The 17,367-nt window shown below is 61.5% G+C and carries 18 protein-coding genes, 1 tRNA gene and 1 pseudogene; 11 read left to right on the top strand and 9 right to left on the bottom strand.

Going from position 1 to position 17,367, the window contains the following annotated elements; translation table 11 throughout:
- From C446_RS06480 to C446_RS19930, 3 genes and pseudogenes are all read left to right on the top strand, one after another.
- A pseudogene (locus tag C446_RS06480) lies at positions 1-752 on the top strand (hypothetical protein); the annotation flags it as partial.
- 224 nt (positions 753-976) lie between these two features.
- Positions 977-1,735, top strand: coding sequence for a hypothetical protein (locus tag C446_RS18620; RefSeq protein ID WP_152419386.1), 759 nt, complete (start codon positions 977-979; stop codon positions 1,733-1,735).
- Between the two features lie 49 nt (positions 1,736-1,784).
- Entirely contained in the window at positions 1,785-2,435 is a 651-nt protein-coding gene (locus C446_RS19930) for a DUF6498-containing protein (protein WP_152419387.1), read from the top strand.
- Positions 2,436-2,875: 440 nt separating this feature from the next.
- Here C446_RS19930 and C446_RS06485 read toward each other — a convergent pair whose 3' ends face one another.
- Positions 2,876-3,484, bottom strand: coding sequence for a hypothetical protein (locus C446_RS06485; protein WP_006672280.1), 609 nt, complete (start codon positions 3,482-3,484; stop codon positions 2,876-2,878).
- Between the two features lie 243 nt (positions 3,485-3,727).
- Between C446_RS06485 and C446_RS06490 the strand changes: the two genes are divergently transcribed.
- From C446_RS06490 to C446_RS06500, 3 genes are all read left to right on the top strand, one after another.
- Positions 3,728-6,109 carry an ATP-dependent DNA helicase gene (locus tag C446_RS06490; RefSeq protein ID WP_006672281.1) on the top strand — a complete coding sequence of 794 codons (2,382 nt, stop codon included), beginning with the start codon at positions 3,728-3,730 and terminating at the stop codon, positions 6,107-6,109.
- 94 nt (positions 6,110-6,203) lie between these two features.
- Positions 6,204-6,716 carry a KEOPS complex subunit Cgi121 gene (gene cgi121 / locus C446_RS06495; RefSeq protein ID WP_006672282.1) on the top strand — a complete coding sequence of 171 codons (513 nt, stop codon included), beginning with the start codon at positions 6,204-6,206 and terminating at the stop codon, positions 6,714-6,716.
- 161 nt (positions 6,717-6,877) lie between these two features.
- Positions 6,878-8,020, top strand: a complete 1,143-nt coding sequence (locus tag C446_RS06500; RefSeq protein ID WP_006672283.1) for a hypothetical protein — start codon at positions 6,878-6,880, stop codon at positions 8,018-8,020.
- Between the two features lie 137 nt (positions 8,021-8,157).
- Here C446_RS06500 and C446_RS06505 read toward each other — a convergent pair whose 3' ends face one another.
- Together C446_RS06505 and C446_RS06510 are read right to left on the bottom strand one after the other, a co-directional pair.
- Complete coding sequence (locus tag C446_RS06505) at positions 8,158-8,739, bottom strand: VIT1/CCC1 transporter family protein (protein WP_006672284.1); 582 nt, start codon at positions 8,737-8,739, stop codon at positions 8,158-8,160.
- A gap of 2 nt (positions 8,740-8,741) precedes the next feature.
- Entirely contained in the window at positions 8,742-9,017 is a 276-nt protein-coding gene (locus tag C446_RS06510) for a DUF211 domain-containing protein (protein ID WP_006672285.1), read from the bottom strand.
- 121 nt (positions 9,018-9,138) lie between these two features.
- On the opposite strand from C446_RS06510, the gene C446_RS06515 reads away from it, so the two are divergent.
- Positions 9,139-10,518 (top strand): oxidoreductase, encoded by a 1,380-nt coding sequence (locus C446_RS06515; RefSeq protein ID WP_006672286.1) that lies wholly within the window; start codon positions 9,139-9,141, stop codon positions 10,516-10,518.
- A gap of 150 nt (positions 10,519-10,668) precedes the next feature.
- Here C446_RS06515 and C446_RS06520 read toward each other — a convergent pair.
- Positions 10,669-10,741: transfer RNA gene (locus C446_RS06520), tRNA-Gln, on the bottom strand.
- Positions 10,742-10,975: 234 nt separating this feature from the next.
- Between C446_RS06520 and C446_RS06525 the strand changes: the two genes are divergently transcribed.
- The gene (locus tag C446_RS06525; protein WP_006672287.1) at positions 10,976-11,566 is read left to right on the top strand and encodes an IMP cyclohydrolase; all 591 of its coding nucleotides are present in this window, start codon (positions 10,976-10,978) and stop codon (positions 11,564-11,566) included.
- 146 nt (positions 11,567-11,712) lie between these two features.
- Here the strand turns inward: C446_RS06525 and C446_RS06530 are convergent, their stop codons facing one another.
- Both C446_RS06530 and C446_RS19505 read right to left on the bottom strand, forming a co-directional pair.
- Entirely contained in the window at positions 11,713-12,024 is a 312-nt protein-coding gene (locus C446_RS06530; RefSeq protein WP_152419388.1) for a hypothetical protein, read from the bottom strand.
- A 213-nt stretch (positions 12,025-12,237) separates the two neighbouring features.
- The gene (locus C446_RS19505) at positions 12,238-12,696 is read right to left on the bottom strand and encodes a hypothetical protein (protein ID WP_239639471.1); all 459 of its coding nucleotides are present in this window, start codon (positions 12,694-12,696) and stop codon (positions 12,238-12,240) included.
- 153 nt (positions 12,697-12,849) lie between these two features.
- On the opposite strand from C446_RS19505, the gene C446_RS06540 reads away from it, so the two are divergent.
- Both C446_RS06540 and cysE read left to right on the top strand, forming a co-directional pair.
- The gene (locus tag C446_RS06540) at positions 12,850-13,518 is read left to right on the top strand and encodes a metallophosphoesterase family protein (RefSeq protein ID WP_006672290.1); all 669 of its coding nucleotides are present in this window, start codon (positions 12,850-12,852) and stop codon (positions 13,516-13,518) included.
- A gap of 61 nt (positions 13,519-13,579) precedes the next feature.
- Complete coding sequence (gene cysE / locus C446_RS06545; protein WP_006672291.1) at positions 13,580-14,107, top strand: serine O-acetyltransferase; 528 nt, start codon at positions 13,580-13,582, stop codon at positions 14,105-14,107.
- Between the two features lie 237 nt (positions 14,108-14,344).
- Here the strand turns inward: cysE and C446_RS06550 are convergent, their stop codons facing one another.
- On the bottom strand, positions 14,345-14,707 hold the full coding sequence (locus tag C446_RS06550; protein WP_006672292.1) for a hypothetical protein: 363 nt from the start codon (positions 14,705-14,707) through the stop codon (positions 14,345-14,347).
- Positions 14,708-14,889: 182 nt separating this feature from the next.
- Between C446_RS06550 and C446_RS06555 the strand changes: the two genes are divergently transcribed.
- Positions 14,890-15,405 carry a hypothetical protein gene (locus C446_RS06555; protein ID WP_006672293.1) on the top strand — a complete coding sequence of 172 codons (516 nt, stop codon included), beginning with the start codon at positions 14,890-14,892 and terminating at the stop codon, positions 15,403-15,405.
- A gap of 255 nt (positions 15,406-15,660) precedes the next feature.
- Here the strand turns inward: C446_RS06555 and C446_RS06560 are convergent, their stop codons facing one another.
- Both C446_RS06560 and C446_RS06565 read right to left on the bottom strand, forming a co-directional pair.
- Positions 15,661-16,083: a universal stress protein gene (locus C446_RS06560; protein WP_006672294.1), complete on the bottom strand. Its 423-nt coding sequence runs from the start codon at positions 16,081-16,083 to the stop codon at positions 15,661-15,663.
- A 137-nt stretch (positions 16,084-16,220) separates the two neighbouring features.
- A complete protein-coding gene (locus tag C446_RS06565; RefSeq protein ID WP_006672295.1) occupies positions 16,221-17,324 on the bottom strand; it encodes an aminopeptidase in 1,104 nt (367 codons plus the stop codon).
- Between the last annotated feature and the right edge of the window lie 43 nt (positions 17,325-17,367).

Consider the following 17,367-nt stretch of genomic DNA (forward strand, 5'->3'; position numbering starts at 1 on the left):
CAGCGGCGGGTTCGCCCGCTGGGTACACGTCGTTTTGCACTGTTTTCGGCTCGAAGAGGGCCATAGCTACCGTGAAACGCCGAACCGGCTGAAGTACATGTCTGAGGTTCGTGACGTACTTGCCCTCGATCAGGACGAGCTGCCGGATTACAGCACGATTTACAAGTCGTTCGATCGGCTGAAAATGTGGGTGTGGCGGGCGTTGCTGCGCGTTTCAGCGCAGCAACNGGATTACAGCACGATTTACAAGTCGTTCGATCGGCTGAAAATGTGGGTGTGGCGGGCGTTGCTGCGCGTTTCAGCGCAGCAACACCCGCAGTCTGGGCACGTCGCTCTCGACAGTACGTTCTTTGATCGACGCGCTGCTTCATCGTACTACCGTCAGAGATCCGGGAATAGCGTCCAGACACTGAAAGTGACCACATTAACCGATGTAGAGTCTCTCGCAGTTCTTGACNCTTTCCGTGGCGGCTGACAAAGCCTTCCACAACTGGCACACCAAATACGAGTTCTACGCACTCGGTGTCGAACCACTGATCTTACAGCGTGAATCAAGATCACTCACGACAGGGAATAATGCGCTCATCCGGACAAAAGGCTACGCTCAGCGCTGGATGGCGGAAACTTCGTACTCGACGGCGAAGCGCTCGCTCGGCGATGCCGTGCGAGCGCTGGGCTGGTATCGACAGTTCCGTGAAATCGTCCTCATGTTCGCCATCATCAACATAGAAAAGCTCTGTGAGCCACTCTAACCCTCATTCAGCAGCTATTCAACAAAACAATATTTACACTGATGCAGCTGGTATAATTGTATATTGTTACCATAATATTTGGGTTGAAGAGTTTCCTAATTGCTTTTCTCGCCATTTCGACCAATAGATATTTCTTCTAGATATTCATGATGGAGGGGGAGTGTTGGCTAGAATATATTGTATAAGGGAAAATATTTTATCCTGTCATCGAATTCTTGGATTGTATGGGCCAGGATGATACAAACATCCCCCGGCGCAAAGCAATTTTAGCAACTGCTGGACTTAGCTCCGCCTTGGTGGGTTATAGCGGTAATGCAGCGGCCACCGAAGATTATGAAAAAGGCGACTTTGATCCAGAAGAATTTGATGAAGAAGAATGGCATAATGATGAGGGTGAATTAAAAATCCCTGAGGAAATAGTGGAAAAGACTCAAATTGAGGCGTATGACCCGGACACCGGTGAAAAACGGGACGATATTAGGATTCTGTCTGGGAAAAATCAGAACGCCCTCCCCCTCTCAGAACGTCCTACAACGCATGGTTGGTCCGATACTCTTTATGTAACCCTATACGAGACCAGTCTTCCAGATTCCTTAGGTGGGTATAGCTTCGAAGTATCTGGTGGAATCCGTGTTAATCAGTCCAGTACAGAAACTTCGGTCTCAATTGATTTCACCGTTAGTATCGGTGCTACTGACTTTGAACTATGGGGTGCAGAAATATCTCAAAGCGAAGAAGATGGTTGGTGTGGCAGGGCCCGAACCCACCCAGCTGTCCCACTCGAATTTGAACCCTGTGTGGATATCTCCTGGGGGGTAGGAACCACGTTAGATATTGAACTGAACTTTGATGTCTGTACTACTGACGCGTGTGATGGCTGGGATCGTATTGACTGCCAGGTATGCAAAGGAGTCGGGGCCAGTGTTACGATCGATCCAGAAGAATGCTACAACGGGAACGCTAGTGGCTGCGTCGGCACCTAATTCTTCCAGATAGACGCCTTTATTGTTCCCCACCCCCTATTTAGGATATATGAAGTTTGTCCTGGTCGTATTGATTAATATCCTTCCGATTGGGCTACTCATTTTTGATTTTAGTACTCAAGAAGTGTTATTTGCCTACTGGTTAGAAATGATTGGATTTATTGTTTTGTATTCAGTTGCTTGCCTTTTTGCATCTCCTGCCCATGAAGATGAAGAGAATACACCGCTCACAGTTTCAATTCCACTTGTTTCCAACCGCCCCGGGTCTGTCCAACCAACTAAATATATACCACCAATCTATTATAAGAATACAAAATACACTACTGGAGGAGTTTTCTTTGGAGGCACATTCTGGGCTCTGTCTGGTACTCTCCTCATTGACTATGCAAACCCAACTCCCCAAATTGATGGTGGCCGGTTCGACCGACCAATCGGTGAATACATCACAACACTTTCCAGTGCTGCTNTTGACTATGCAAACCCAACTCCCCAAATTGATGGTGGCCGGTTCGACCGACCAATCGGTGAATACATCACAACACTTTCCAGTGCTGCTACTACAGAAGCGATCTTTGTAGGACTAGCCTTATGTATCTTTCAGCTAATACTAGTTTCCCTATTCGTAAACAAAAATATAGAACACTTCACAGGAGCAACGGTTGCAGAGATACCGTCAAATGCAGGNTATATTGGTTCCTAACTATCGCGTTCCTCGGGACGATAATTGTAATAACCACTTCCCCCATTATTTACCACGGAAATATTGGTATGGAAACCGGTGCTGAAATCCGAGCCCTACTCTTGTTTATCATACCAAAAACCATACTTGAATGGGCAATGTTTCGAACACGCCACCGAATGACCCCCGGGCCGATCTCACGGTGGCTAATGCCTCACGACCCAACCAATGAAAATCAATCGTAATGAACCCGTGCTGATTTACCGCTTCTCGTAGATNCCCCCGGGCCGATCTCACGGTGGCTAATGCCTCACGACCCAACCAATGAAAATCAATCGTAATGAACCCGTGCTGATTTACCGCTTCTCGTAGATCTTCCTCACTAAATATCTCGAACCTGACTATACTTCAGAGGGAATTGGGAGACCGTAATCAATGGGACTGATAGGGTCGCATTCACGCTACCCAGCACTGTACTCGAGTCCTGTTGGCGGTTTCACGATGACTTCGGTTTGTGGTTCGTCTTCGGCTTCTTGGATGGCGTGCTTGACGGACGCCTTGTTCTCGGGAAGATCGCGCTCGCGTTCGGCGACCATGAACACGAACGACCGGCGGAGGTACGGCACCTTCTTCCGGTACTTGCGGAGTTGGGAGAGCAATCGTTCGCGGCTATTGTAGTTGCCGGCGAGTTTGACTTCGATAAGATAGTTCCGATCGTCGTGGGCATGGGTGATGAGGAGGTCGATGCTACTCCGGCCGAACGTTGCCTCCTGCGTGATCTCGTACGGGAGATCCGCGAGTTCGTACTGCAGCGCCTGGTAGAGCTCCGAGCTGATCCAGCGTTCACGGACTGCCTGGCTGTCCTTGTAGCCAGCGCACGGTGAGATCGTGAAACCCTCGAGTGTGTGGCGGATGCAAGTGGTGGCTCGTTCAGGCCCGTTGGACTCGAACTCGTCACGGAGGAAGTCAACGAGATCCTCGTACGTGAGGTCGCCATCCTCGATCGAGCGCTTCAGCGAGTTGCGGAGGCGGTCGACGAACGCGGTCTTGTCGCCGTCGTACTCGGTCACCTGCGGGCAATAGATACGTCGAAGGGAACGAAGTTCAGCCACATAGCCCGTTGCACGCTTTCGAAATTAGCTCCGACCTATCGCGGTGTAGTCACTAGCGTCTAAAATAGTCACTTTAACTAGACTAGAAGNCTGCCACTGGTATCGGTCTATCGCCGGGCACGCGGACCAGGGGTCGGAATCACACCAGGTGGACGGAGCGGAGACGACAGTTTAAACCACTGGACGCGCCAAGCGCGGGTAATGAACGTCGAGGAGCTGTCGGGGCTCCCGCCCGGGGCGATCGATCACTTCCGCGAGGAGGGGATCGAGGAACTCTACCCACCACAGGCCGAGGCCGTCGACGCCGGAGCCCTCGAGGGCGAGAACCTCGTCGCCGCGGTGCCGACCGCCAGCGGAAAGACGATGATCGCCGCCCTCTCGATGCTGTCGGCGGTCGAACGGGGCGGGACGGCACTCTACATCGTTCCCCTGCGGGCCCTGGCCAGCGAGAAAAAGGAGGAGTTCGAAGCCTACGAGGAGTTCGGCGTGACGACCGGCGTCGCGACCGGCAACTACGAGTCGACCAGCGACTGGCTCGCCACGAAGGACATCGTGGTCGCCACAAGCGAGAAGGTCGACTCCCTCGTGCGCAACGGCGCGGACTGGCTCTCGGACCTCACCTGCGTCGTCAGCGACGAGGTTCACCTGATCGACGACCGCGAGCGCGGGCCGACCCTCGAGGTGACGCTCGCGAAACTCCGACGACTGAACCCCGGCATGCAACAGGTCGCGCTGTCGGCGACGGTCGGCAACGCCGACGAAATCGCCGACTGGCTCGACGCCGAATTGATCGACACCGACTGGCGGCCGATCGACCTCGAGATGGGCGTCCACTACGGCAACGCCCTGAACTTCGACGACGGCTCGACCCGGGAAGTGCCCGTCGAGGGTTCGGAGAAACAGGAGGCCGCGCTCGTCCGCGATATCCTCCAGGAGGACGGCTCGTCGCTCGTGTTCGTCAACTCCCGGCGGAACGCGGAGGCCGCAGCCCGTCGACTCGGGCAGGTCTCGAGGGAAGAACTCACCGCGGAGGAACGCGCGGAACTCGCCGACCTGGCCGAAGATATCCGGAACGACAGCGACAGCGAGACGAGTACGGACCTGGCCGACTGCGTCGAGCGTGGCTCCGCGTTCCACCACGCCGGCCTCTCGAGTACCCAGCGGTCGCTCGTCGAGGACGCCTTCCGCGACCGACTACTGAAGGTCATCTCCGCGACGCCGACCCTCGCGGCGGGCGTCAACACGCCCGCCCGGCGGGTGATCGTCCGCGACTGGCGGCGGTTCGACCCCTCGGCAGGTGGGATGGCACCGCTGGACGTCCTCGAGGTCCACCAGATGATGGGCCGTGCGGGCCGTCCGGGGCTCGACCCCTACGGTGAGGCCGTCCTCCTCGCGAAGAGCCACGACGAAAGCGAGGAGCTGTTCGACCGCTACGTCTGGGCCGATCCCGAGCCCGTGCGGTCGAAACTCGCCGCCGAGCCCGCCCTGCGGACCCACGTGCTCGCGACGATCGCCTCCGGCTTCGCCCGCACGCGAGAGGGACTGCTCGAGTTCCTCGAGGCGACCCTCTACGCGAGCCAGTCGAGCGAGTCGGGCCGACTCACGGCCGTGACAGACGACGTACTGGCCTATCTCGAGCGCAACGACTTCATCGACCGGTCGGGCGGGACGACCGGCGATACCGACGACGCCGACGCCGGCTCGTTTACCTCCGCGGCGGACCTCGCAGCACAACGTGACGAGGACGAGGCCGACGAACTCGAGGCGACCAGCCTCGGCCACACCGTCTCGCGGCTCTATCTCGATCCGATGAGCGCCGCCGAGATCGTCCACGGTCTCGAGAGTGCGGACGAACGGCCCACGGCACTCGGGCTGTACCAACTCGTCTCCCGAACTCCCGACATGTACGAACTCTACCTCCGGTCGGGCGAGGACGAGCAGTTCGGCGAACTCTACTACAAGCGCGAGGCCGAACTGCTGGGCGACGCTCCAAGCGAGTTCGAAGAAGAGCGGTTCGAGGACTGGCTGGCCGCGCTGAAGACCGGCAAACTCCTCGAGGACTGGGCCCAGGAGGACGACGAGGAACGCATCACCGAGCGATACGAGATCGGACCTGGCGACCTCCGCGGGAAGGTCGACACCGCCGAGTGGCTGCTCGGAGCCGCCGAGTCGCTGGCCCAGGAGATCGACAGCGAGTGGACCGTCGCCGTCCGCGAGGCGCGTGCTCGCGTCGAACACGGCGTCGGCGAAGAGTTACTCGAACTCGTCAGCGTCGGCGGCGTCGGCCGAAAGCGTGCTCGTCGCCTCTACGAGCGCGGCATCGAGGAGCCGGCGGACCTGCGTTCGGCGAACAAAGGCGTCGTCCTCGACGCACTGAAAGGGCAGAAAACGGCCGAGAACATCCTCGAGAACGCCGGCCGCGAGGACCCGTCGATGGACGGCGTCGAGCCGGCAAGCGGGGACACAGCGAATCCGAGGGAGAGCAGGACCGAAGGCGGAACCGACACTCGAACGACGGCCGAGACGGATCGAACCGACTCAGAGGGGCCGGAGGATAGCCAGTCCAGCCTGGGGGATTTCTAATGGAACTGCTCGAGTGTTCGGTCACGATCGACGACCTCGATTNAACCGACTCAGAGGGGCCGGAGGATAGCCAGTCCAGCCTGGGGGATTTCTAATGGAACTGCTCGAGTGTTCGGTCACGATCGACGACCTCGATTCGTTCGTCGCCGCGCTCGGCGAAATCGGCGACCGCCACGCAGTGACGATCCAGGCGTTCGACGCCGACTACCTCGCGGATCGGGCTCACCTCGAGCGGGCCGTCGAGTTCGCCGATAGAGCGATCGAGCGCGGCGAGAACGTCGCCCGCGACCGAGCCGTCGAAATCCTGCTGTACGCTGCCGGTCGCCGGCAGATCGATCGCGCCCTCGAGATGGGTGTCGACGACAGCGAACAGGACGCCGTCGTGCTGGTCGACGCCGAAGACGGTGACCGAGACGCCGAACGGGAGGCACTCGAGGCTGTCGCGGAACTCGAAGCAGTGCGGGAACGAACGCCGACGCTCGAGTCGACCGACGCGACACGGCTGTGTGCGTTCTTCGATATCACCGACGCCGAGCGGAACGCGACCGACGCCTCGCTGGGCGACCTGGTCCGCGAACGGGTGGCGCTGCTCGAGGTCGAGAAGTGACCGGCCGGGGATGGCTCGAGGTCGGCCGTGCGTGAGAGCAGTTGTCGCGGAAGAAGACAGTGTCCCAGCTACCGTTTCCAGCAATCGTCGGAACCGCTGGAGGCGAACGCCACGTTGACGACCCATCAAACAGATGGTAGTTCGACGCCAGTAGCTTGACGATGCTCAAGAAGGTCGTCGCGATCGTCTTCGTGCTCGGCGTCTGTGCCACCGGACTCCTCGGCGGACTCTACGCCGTCGGCGCGGTGGGAGTTCCGGACGCCGGCCTCGAGGACAACGCGTGGGGCGAGGTCGACGACGAACGTATCGAGGTGCTCACGACGGTCTGGATCGACAACCCGAACCCGGGGACGGGAATCGAACCCGACGACCTGGCGCTCGAGTACGATCTGGCGCTGAACGGCGTCCACCTGGCGTCGGGGTCGGCCGACGACGTCGCGGCCCCCTCGGGGAACACGACGGCCGATATACGGACCGACCTCCGATACGGACAGCTATCGGACTGGTGGGTTTCCCACGTCGAGAACGACGAGGTGAGCACGCTCGAGGCCGACGTGACGGCACATGCCGACTTCGACCCGGGGCCGCTCTCGGGGTCGCCTTCCCATACCTACGTGGACGAGATCGAGACCGATCTCGAGCCGATGATCGAAGACGCGCTGGCCGAACAGGAAGGAGAGTACTCGCTGTCGCCGGTGTCGACCGGGTCGGGCATCCAGCGTGACCTGCTCGAGCCGACCCTCGAGATTCGCGATACCGACGCCGAGTGGGGGGTGGTCGACGACAAGCGGACCGAACTGTACCTGACCTACGAGCTCTACAACCCCAACGCCTACCCGCTCGCGACGCCGGCGCTAACCGGTGAGATGGAGTTCAACGACCACCTCGTCGCCGAGTGGGACGCCCACGACATCGAACTGCGCGAGGCGACACACGACACGACGATCCCACCCCGCTCGAGTCGCGAGATCACCTTCGTCGCCGAGTTGGACAACGACGATGTCGTCGAGTGGTTCGCGACCCACGTCGACAACGAGGAGGTCACCGACGCAGAATTGCGCGCCCAGTTGGCGATGTCGATCAATGGCGAGACGATGACGATTCCCGAAGGCGGCGACGCCGTCCGCTGTGAGTACGACATGACGACCGCCATTTTCGTCGACCAGGAAGCGGGGCTGTCGAGCGACGGCTGCGACCTCGTCCCGTGGGCCACCCCCGACGGCGACGACCTCGAGGCTCTCGGTACGGCGATCGAACCGCTCGAGCGGGATGCAAGCGGGGCCGACGGAGATGAAGAGGGCTAGAGCGACGATACCGAAACGGACGGGAAAACTAGGCAGACGACGAAGAAGGTGGGGCGCTCGAGTCGGCCACCGACCCTGGATCGATCACGAATTACGCGGTCGACTCGAGCACGGTGAGATCGAGAAACAGGAGGTCGTTACCCAGGTAAGAAGATGTTGATCACCGTCACGACGACCCCCGCAAGACCCATACGAACCGCAGCGACGTACCAGCGCTGTCTGGACAGCGTCGAGAGATAGACCCCGAACGTCGCCAGGATCGCGATTCCGACGACAATAGAGGCCACGACCGCCTGGAACATCGTGAAGACGACCCCCTCGAGGGCAAGCGGCGAGAGCGTCAGCAGAATCGCAAGAATCGGGCCGGACGCGCTCGCGGTCGCGTGGACGATCTGGGCAGCACGGCTTTCCCGCTGGACGCGTGTATCCTCGAGTTCGGTGAGCATCGCCTGTTCGATCCGTTCCTGTTTGGCCATCGCCTCTGCGCGTTCGATCTCCCAGACGCTCCAGACGCCGGACGTTCCCAGTCCCACCGCTGCACCGAGTCCGATGGCGATCGCGGTGAAGCCGTCGGCGACGCCCGAGAGATACGCGCCGACGACGACGCCGATGCTGGTCAGCGTCCCGTCGAACCCGTTGGCGACGAAGTACCGCCGGGAGATAGAACGGACCTCGTCTTTCCTCAGAACGCGTCGGATTCTATCGAGCCTGCTCGCCATCGCTAGAAGGGGTCTTCGACGGTCCGATCGCCGCACGCGACCTGATCGATCGAGTGGATCGACGCACTGAGGTCCTGGATCTCCTCGCGGATCGACTCGAGGTCGAGGTCGTCGCCTTCGATCGTCACCCGCAACGTTTTGACGGTCTCGTCGACTTCGACGACCGTTGCAGTGGCCGCGTCGACACACTCGAGGTCGGCGAGCTGGGTCGTAAACGTGACGACGCCCGGATCGTGCGGTTTCAGTACGTCGAGCACGAGTCGCGTGATCGGTGCCATACCGGACGATGAACAGGCGGATTGAAATGTCTACGGACCTCGGAAGTCGGGAACGGTAGCGCGACGAGTTCGGAACGACGGACGGCACGCTCTTGTATCGTCCCGTGATACCCCGAACACGATGGCCATCCTCGAGGACCCACTCGAGATCGGCGGCGTTCGACTCCCGAACCGGCTGTATCGCGCCCCGCTGCTCGAGTGTGCCGGCAACGGACAGGACGCAGTCGAGACGCTGATCGCGGATCTCGAGCCGGCGGCCGAGTCCGGCGTCGGTCTCGTCTTTCAGGGAGCGACGATCGTCCGCGGCGAGGGCGGTTGCGCCGCGCCGGGGATGACCCGGGTCCACGACCCCGCGTTCGTCTCTCGACTCTCGCGGCTAACCGACCGGGTCCACGATCACGGCAGTCGACTCTTCTTGCAACTCGAGCACGGCGGTCTCCGGAGCATGGAGACCTGGCACGCCGAGTACCGACGGCGGAATCCGGACCTCGAGCAGCTGGCGGTCTCGGAACCGCCATGGCAGTTGCGGCTGCTCGATCGGCTGGGAGCCCTTTCCTACGACCCACACGTGCTCTCGACCGACGAAGTGTACGAGCTCGCCGCCGACTTCGGCCGCTCCGCGGCGTACGCCGTCGACGCCGGCTACGACGGCATCCACATCTCGGGGGCGAACATGGGGATCGTCCAGCAGTTTCTCTCGCCGTTCTACAACCGGCGTGACGACGAGTTCGGCGGCAGCCCCGAAGCACGAGTGCAGTTTCTCTCCGTCGTCCACGACGAAATCCGGGACCGAGCAGGAGACATCCCGCTTGTCACGAAGGTGCCGGCCGAAACGCCCGCGCCGCCGGCACCCCTCGTGTGTCGAAACCTCTCGCTCGAGGACGGGGTCGAGACGGCACGTCGGCTCGAGAGGATCGGCTACGATGCCGTCGTTCCCGTTCGGGCGTCGGTCGTCTGGGACATGAGCATCGTCCGCGGTGAGTACCCCGACCGGGCCTGGAACGACGAGAGCTTCCACGAGGCGTACGACGCGGCCTTCGGCGGATCGGTCCGTCGACGGCTGGTGGCGTTCGGCAACTGGCTCGAGTCGCTGCAATACGGCTTCGAACCGGCCTGGAACGAGGAGTTCTGTCGCCGCGTTCGCGAGACGGTGTCGATTCCAGTCCTCGCGGAAGGTGGGATTCGAGAGCGCGAACGGATGGACCGATTGCTCGGTGCCGGGGACGCGGTACCGGCCTGCGATGCCGTCGGGATGGCACGCCCGTTCTACGCCGAGCCACGGCTTGGGGCGCGTCTTCTGGACCGGGATCGCGATCGCGAGGGCAAGGGCAAGGGCAAGAACAAGGACAAAGGCGGATTCGACAGCAACCCGCGGGTTCTCTGTGAAAGCTGTAACAACTGTACCGTTCCGCAGGCGACCGGCGCACCCGGAATCTGTCGGACGCCAGCCGTGGTGCGGAAACGAGGTGAGCTCGAGAAAGACGGTGCGTACGACAACTGACGGGCGAGACGGGTATTCGATCGGTCGGGATCGGAAACGACAGTCGGCGCTCGGTTCGGTGTGAGTATGGGTGTGGGTGTAACCCCTTCGTTTCAACTGGAGACCCGGAGAAGGAACTGTCCAGTCGTTCGAAACGAAACGGCGGAGAAGTAGTCCATCCTGGATTCGAACCAGGGTCGAAGCCCCCAGAAGGCTTCAGGATTGGCCACTACCCCAATGGACTGTGCGCAGTCAGTGATACGCCCGTGTATAGTTTATCGCTTTCGGTTCGCGTCCCTCGATTTGGTAGTGAACGTGCCCCACGGAGAGGGACATACTCGTCGCGTCCGTGTGAACTCGACAGACGAGACGACGCCTCGAGACCGTCGGCGCAGTCGTCACAGCTCGGTTGCCGCGTCAGGAACTGTCGGACGGACGAATCGACACGGCTTTTCGTTCCCCTCACGCATCCACGCGTATGTACGTCGGACGATTCGTCGTCGTCGGGCCGGAGGTCGGCGCGTACCGCGTCTCCTCCCGGTCGTTCCCGAACCGCGAGATCACCGCTCGAGACGAGGCCCTCACCGTCGGTCCTACCGAAGACGCGCCGGAGACTGACAACCCCTACGTCTCCTACAACTGCCTGCGGGTCGTCGAGACGCCGACCGGCGAGACGGCCGCGTTCGGCAACGGTTCACACGTCGACCCGATCGCCGAGAAACTCGAGTTGGGGTATCCCGCACGCGACGCCCTCGCGGAGAGTCTCCTCGCGCTAGATTACGAGAAAGACGACTACGACACGCCACGCATCGCCGCGACGATCGACGACGGCGGCGAGGCGCTGATCGGAACGGTCCGCAAGGACGCACTGCTGGTCGAGACCGTCGCGGAGCCGAGGCTGGTCGCGACCTACGAGAAAGACTCCCCCGAGGCGTTCGAGTTCGACGCCGAACGTGCAGAGGAGGCAGCACGGGAGGCGTACGGCCTCGAGTTCGAACACGAGGTCTGTGCCGCAGGCGTGGCGCTGACCGACGACGGGTTCGAGACGGCGATCGAGAACGGCAACTGAGACCGGTCGCCGTACGATCTACCGATACAACCGCCGTGCGGTGGCGGTTGCACCGGAACTGGCCGGGTGGCGGTTGCACCGGAACTGGCCGGGTGGCGGTTGCACCGGAACTGGCCGACAGTAAGACCGGACGAACTGTCAGGTTCTTAGCTTTCGCTGGCACACTCGTTCGCTGTGGTATACTCGTCTGTCTGCAGAATCGTGATCTCGCCTCGCTCGTCGTCAACAGTGTACCCGATCCCGACCACGAGTTCGAAACAGGAGGAGTCGTCGCTCCCGAAGTCGAACCGTTCCCACTCGTCTCTGGGCTGATCGTCGCGCCACGCATAGACGACGACGGCTCCGAGTTCGGTCGGGACCCCCTCGAACTCCGTCACGTCGCCACGGTCCCTGTCGGTCGAATACGCATCCGCCGCGACCGAGTCCCAGTAAACGGGATCGTCACCGTCGAGGAGCAATACGTGAACGGTCCGAGCCGTCGGATCACGGTTCTCGACTCGTATTCCCGTCAGGCGAGTCGGTTCGGACGCCCCGACTCCGAGCGACGAACAACCAGCAACCGCGGCTCCGAGGGCGACACTACCGAACTGGAGGGCGTGACGGCGCGTGAGACGTTTCACGGACGAAAATGGCATCAGTTTGAAAAATGTCTTTCGTTCGAATACAGTCTGTCAAAGACGGACTAGTCGAGAAGGTTCGATAGACCAGTCACTCGATCTCGAGAGTCCGTTCGGGCTCGAGCCGGTCCTGTTCCACGGCGTGTTCGCTCCCGAGGAGGCCCTCGAGACGACGTTGAAATCGTCGTCCTCGAGTTCGCCTACCGGATACCGCCGGCGAAGAGTTTCGACGGGCATCTCGAAATCGCCGCTGTCTGCACCCGCGTCCGTGACCGTGTCCGAGTTCGCTCGTGGTTCGGTAAGCGGCGTCGCGTCGAGAGCCGCGTTGGCCTGGCGGACGACGCCCAGGGTCAGGCAGCCGGCGACGGCCAGGGCGAGTCGACGACCAGGAAGAAGACCAGGCCCGAGCGGTCCAAGCAGCGCAACCGGGACACCGACCACCGCCCCGAGGGTCGCAAGAACAGTTCGGCTGGCGGGCCTCTCGGGAGCATACCGCTGGACCAATTCGGACATCGCGTAGAGTATGTCAATCCACCAGCAAAATATTTCGGAACCCACGAGAAGGATCGGGCTCCAGTGACGTTCGTCAGCCGGTAGCAGTCGAACGGAAACGACGCATCGGTAACTCGCCCAAGATACATATCGATCCGATGGATACCATCAGACGTGAAGGTCGGACTCATCTCGGACGTCCACAGCAATCGGGTCGCCCTCGAGGCCGTCCTCGAGGACATGCCGTCGGTCGACGAACTCGTCTGTGCGGGCGATATCGTCGGCTACAACCCCTGGCCGGCGGACTGCCTCGACGAATTGCGCGAGCGTGAGGTCCCGGCGGTGATGGGCAACCACGATGCGGCAGTCGCCGCGACGACGCCGTTTCGGTTCAACGGCATGGCACAGGCCGGCGTCGAACACGCCAGCAAGCAGCTTTCGGAGGCACAACTCGAGTGGCTCGCGGACCTCCCGAAAGAGCGCCTCGAGTGCGACGGGCGACTGAAGATCGTCCACGGCCATCCGGACGACCCGGATCGGTACAGCCGGTACACCTACCCCGAGGAGTTCTCGCCGCGACTGCTCGAGGACGAGGACGTGCTCGTCCTCGGTCACACACACGTCCAGGGCGTCGAGAAGTTCGCGGAAGGGATCGTCCTCAACCCCGGCAGCGTCGGCCAGCCACGCGACGGCGATCCGCGAGCGGGCTATGCAGTGGTCGATCTCGAGGCGATGACCGTCGAGACCCATCGCGTCGAGTATGACATCGAGACCGTTCGAGACGCGGTCCAGGAAGCTGATCTGCCGGAGCGAATCGGCAGCCGACTCGTCCGGGGCAAGTAACGACGCCGGCGTCGCGAAACGAACCCTTTTAGATCGGGTGCCCCGGAAACCAATCCACGACATGCTGAGACGGCTGCGTGAGGACGTACGGACGATGTGCGATCGCGACCCGGCGGCGAAAGGCTGTCTCGAGGTCGCCCTCTGTTATCCGGGCGTCCACGCCGTCTGGGGCCACCGGGTCGCTCATCGGCTCTGGAACGGCGGCTTCGAGCTGCTCGCACGGCTGTTCTCCCAGCTCGTTCGGCTGCTGACGGGCGTCGAGATTCATCCGGGTGCGACGATCGGGCGGCGAGTGACGATCGATCACGGAATGGGTGTCGTCATCGGTGAGACGGCCGAGATCGGCAACGATGTCCATATGTATCACGGCGTCACCCTCGGGGGCGACACGAACGAGCCGGTGAAACGACATCCGACCATCGAGGACGGCGTGAAGATCGGCGCGAACGCGACGCTGCTTGGAGACATCACGATCGGCGAGGATGCAGCAGTCGGCGCTGGATCGGTCGTCACCGACGACATCGAACCGGGTGCAACCGTCGCAGGGGTGCCAGCGACTCGGATCGACGATCGACAGCCCGAGGACTGATCCGGATTCGAACTGCAGTAACGACTGATACGGGTTACTGTAGTCGATTACCGCCGATCGCCACACGAGATCGGTGATCAGCGATCTGCGATCGGCGATAAATAGGACAGCAATCCAGCAATCCGTATGAAACGATTTCCGCACCGATCGTACAGCTGTCGTGCGATGGGTATACAATGAGTTTCAGTGGAGACTATATCAAGGGAGTCCGCCACGGCAACTCTCGAGCAAGCCGTCCTACCCGCTGTCGACGGCACCGTCGGTGCCCGGCGGCGAGCCTTCCGCTGGAACGCCTTCCTCGGTTTCGATGTCGCTCGCCGATTCGCCGACGGCGTCCTCGGTCATCTCCGCGTCGGGGTCGGAGGTGTAGCCGAGTTCGAGCCACAGCTTGGCAGTGCAGTCGAACTGCTCCTCGTCGAGTTGGGTCTCACTCTCTTGTCGGTCGAGATAGCCGTTACAGCGGCCGTGTTTGACGACGTTCATCAGCGTCGCCGCGGAGCCACACTCCGGACAGTCGATGTAGTAGTTGCCACCCTCGTTCTGGTGCCAGGAATCGGGCGTCAGCTGAGTGTAGGCGGCCTCGTCGGATCGATCGCTCATAGCCGTTCATCGCCGTCGCGACTGGTAAGGACGGACCCGGAGTACGCAACCCGAGTTCGTCGGCGCACGACGGCGTCGATGGAGTGAGTGACTCGTCGTCGACTCGCGTTCTCGTATCGCCACCGGTGACAGTCACGACGGGCTGAAGACGACTTATGAAGCTTCGTCGCCTACGCCCACCGATGGGCTCGAGCGCGAAAGAAACGCGACGGCGGACGTTCCTGCGGGGGCTCGGTGGCGCGATCGCGGTATCGACAGTCGCCGGGTGCTTCGATGACGAAGGAGAGCCGGCCGAGGAAAGCGAGCCGGAACCCGTCGTCGACGAAGCGACTGCGACCGAGGGCCCGACCGACCCCGACAGCTGGCGCGACATCGATCGGATACGCTTCGACGGCTACGTCGGTGGCTGGGTCGGCGTCGAGCCCGACCACGTCGACCGCGTCGAGAACCCGACGCTGGTGCTCGTCGCCGGCCGCGAGTACGAACTCACGTGGCGAAACCGGGACGGGATGCACCACAACGTCGCGTTCTGGGACGCCGACCGAAACGTCGTCCGCGACTACAGTACAGACGGAACCGACGTCGAGGACGACATCGAAACGCTCGCGTTCGAGGCGACCACCGAGATGGAGACCTACCGGTGTGAGTACCAACCGGAAGGACAGTGGGGTCACGTCGAGGTCGTCGACGCCGGCTGACGGGAGCGACGCGGGGACCCGGACGATGTGGGACCGCTGTGGTCGCAAAACTAGTAACTGGTAACTGGTAACTAGCCTCTCAATATCACCGATCCACAACCAGGACGTAGCGGTCGTGACCGGCGACTCGAGGGACAACGGACGGGCGGTCACTCGAGTTTCGTCACCGGGGAGTCGCGGGTCGTCGACGGCGAAATGACGAACACCCAGTCGCGGTCGGAGAAGCGACGGCCGCCCGATCGCTCGCGCTCGATATCAACGGACGACGGTGACCGGCACCGGTGCCCGTCGCACGATCGTTTCGGCGACGCTGCCGAGCAACACGCGGGACATCCCCTTGCGGCCGTGACTACCCACGAGGATGTGTTCGATCTCGTTGTCCTCGTTCTCGGCGAATTCGACGACCTCGCGGGCCGGGTTCCCGACGGCGATCTCGGTGCGGTACTCGACGCCATCGGCAGCATCGAGCTCCGCGACGTGTTCCTCGAGGTCCGTCGAGGCTTTTTCGCGCTCGTCTCTGAGCGCCTCTTTTGCGAGGCTGATTCCCGCACCGGTCGAGCCGCCCGCGGCCTCGACGACTCGGAGCAGGACGATTTCCTCGTCGGAATACTCCTCGAACGCGCGCGAAACAGCTTTCTGTGCGGGGATGGAGCCATCGTAGGCTACGAGAACTGCCATATGGCCACTAGTTATCGCGGAAGTATAAAGCCACAGAACGGCTCCCGAACCGAGAGAGTGGTCGACTCACTCCGTTCGTCGCGGTACTCCCCTCACAGGCCGCTACGCTCTCCGGCTGACGAAGGGGTCGTTGGTGCTCAGTTCTCGCTCTCTTCGAAGCCGTCTTCGAACCGGAACGTGCCATTTCGCTGGACGACTTCCCCATCGACCTCGATGAACGACTCCTCGCTCATGTCGACGATCATGTCGACGTGGGCCGCCGAATCGTTCTGTTCGTTGTCCTCGCTGACGGTGTCGTCGTAGGCGCGGCCGACCGCCATGTGGACCGTGTCGCCCATCTTCTCGTCGAACAGCATGTTGTACGTGAACTGGTCGATAGCGCGGTTCATCCCGATACCGAGTTCGCCGAGTCGCCGTGCACCTTCGTCGGTGTTCAGGACCTCGGTCAGGGTCTCCTCGTTTTTCGCCGCCGAGTAGTCGACGACCTCGCCACCCTCGAACTCGAGGTAGACGTCGGTGATCTCCCGACCCTGGTGGTACAGCGGCATGTCGAACAGCACTTCACCCTCGACGCTGTCGGGCAAGGGAGCGGTGAAGACCTCGCCGCCCGGCAGGTTGTGCTTGCCGTGGTCGTTCAGCGTCGGGTTGCCGTCGATCGACATCGTCACGTCGGTCGTGTCGCCGCTGACGATACGGATTTCGTCGGCCGGGTCCATGATCTCGACCATGTTGGCCTGGTGCTCGCGCTGTTCCTCCCAGTCCTTGTTGACGGCGTCCCAGACGAAGTTCTCGTAGCCCTCGGTGCTCATCTCGGCCAGCTGGGCGTTTGCCGGCGCGGGGTACTGGGTGAGACACCAGCGGATGCCGAGTCGTTCCTCGAGGATCGGCTGGCGAGCCTGTCGGTAGGCCGCGCTGGTCTCGGGTTCGACGTCGCTGGTCTGGGTGGCGTTGTCGCTTGCCCGGACGGCGATGTAGACGTCCGTGTTCTCGATTAACGCGAGTTCGTGCTCGGGGGTTTCGAACTCGCCCTCGGAATGCCGGAGGAACGCACGCCGCTGTCGTTTCCCGGCCCGCTTGGTCGTCGTCAACGGGTTGGCTCCCTTCTCGCCGATGACTTCGTGGAGAGCGACGACCAGGTCCTCGGCGACGGGGTGAGCGTCGATGACGACGTTGTCGCCTTCCTGCAGATCGACGGAGTGGTTGGCGATGATCTCTGCGTGCTCGCGAATTCGGGGGTCCATGTCATCGAGTTCCGGTGGCGACGGCATACGGTTTTCGAATCGA

It is taken from the genome of Halobiforma nitratireducens JCM 10879 (assembly GCF_000337895.1).
GTDB classification, from domain to species: Archaea; Halobacteriota; Halobacteria; order Halobacteriales; family Natrialbaceae; genus Natronobacterium; species Natronobacterium nitratireducens.

Bases quoted from the DNA above. Each gene is read 5' to 3' on its own strand.
- C446_RS18620 (WP_152419386.1), top strand. From the start codon at position 977: ATGGGCCAGGATGATACAAACATCCCCCGGCGCAAAGCAATTTTAGCA.
- C446_RS06490 (WP_006672281.1), top strand. From the start codon at position 3,728: ATGAACGTCGAGGAGCTGTCGGGGCTCCCGCCCGGGGCGATCGATCAC.
- cgi121 (WP_006672282.1), top strand. From the start codon at position 6,204: ATGGAACTGCTCGAGTGTTCGGTCACGATCGACGACCTCGATTCGTTC.
- C446_RS06500 (WP_006672283.1), top strand. From the start codon at position 6,878: ATGCTCAAGAAGGTCGTCGCGATCGTCTTCGTGCTCGGCGTCTGTGCC.
- C446_RS06505 (WP_006672284.1), bottom strand. From the start codon at position 8,739: ATGGCGAGCAGGCTCGATAGAATCCGACGCGTTCTGAGGAAAGACGAG.
- C446_RS06510 (WP_006672285.1), bottom strand. From the start codon at position 9,017: ATGGCACCGATCACGCGACTCGTGCTCGACGTACTGAAACCGCACGAT.
- C446_RS06515 (WP_006672286.1), top strand. From the start codon at position 9,139: ATGGCCATCCTCGAGGACCCACTCGAGATCGGCGGCGTTCGACTCCCG.
- C446_RS06525 (WP_006672287.1), top strand. From the start codon at position 10,976: ATGTACGTCGGACGATTCGTCGTCGTCGGGCCGGAGGTCGGCGCGTAC.
- C446_RS19505 (WP_239639471.1), bottom strand. From the start codon at position 12,696: ATGTCCGAATTGGTCCAGCGGTATGCTCCCGAGAGGCCCGCCAGCCGA.
- cysE (WP_006672291.1), top strand. From the start codon at position 13,580: ATGCTGAGACGGCTGCGTGAGGACGTACGGACGATGTGCGATCGCGAC.
- C446_RS06550 (WP_006672292.1), bottom strand. From the start codon at position 14,707: ATGAGCGATCGATCCGACGAGGCCGCCTACACTCAGCTGACGCCCGAT.
- C446_RS06555 (WP_006672293.1), top strand. From the start codon at position 14,890: ATGGGCTCGAGCGCGAAAGAAACGCGACGGCGGACGTTCCTGCGGGGG.
- C446_RS06560 (WP_006672294.1), bottom strand. From the start codon at position 16,083: ATGGCAGTTCTCGTAGCCTACGATGGCTCCATCCCCGCACAGAAAGCT.
- C446_RS06565 (WP_006672295.1), bottom strand. From the start codon at position 17,324: ATGGACCCCCGAATTCGCGAGCACGCAGAGATCATCGCCAACCACTCC.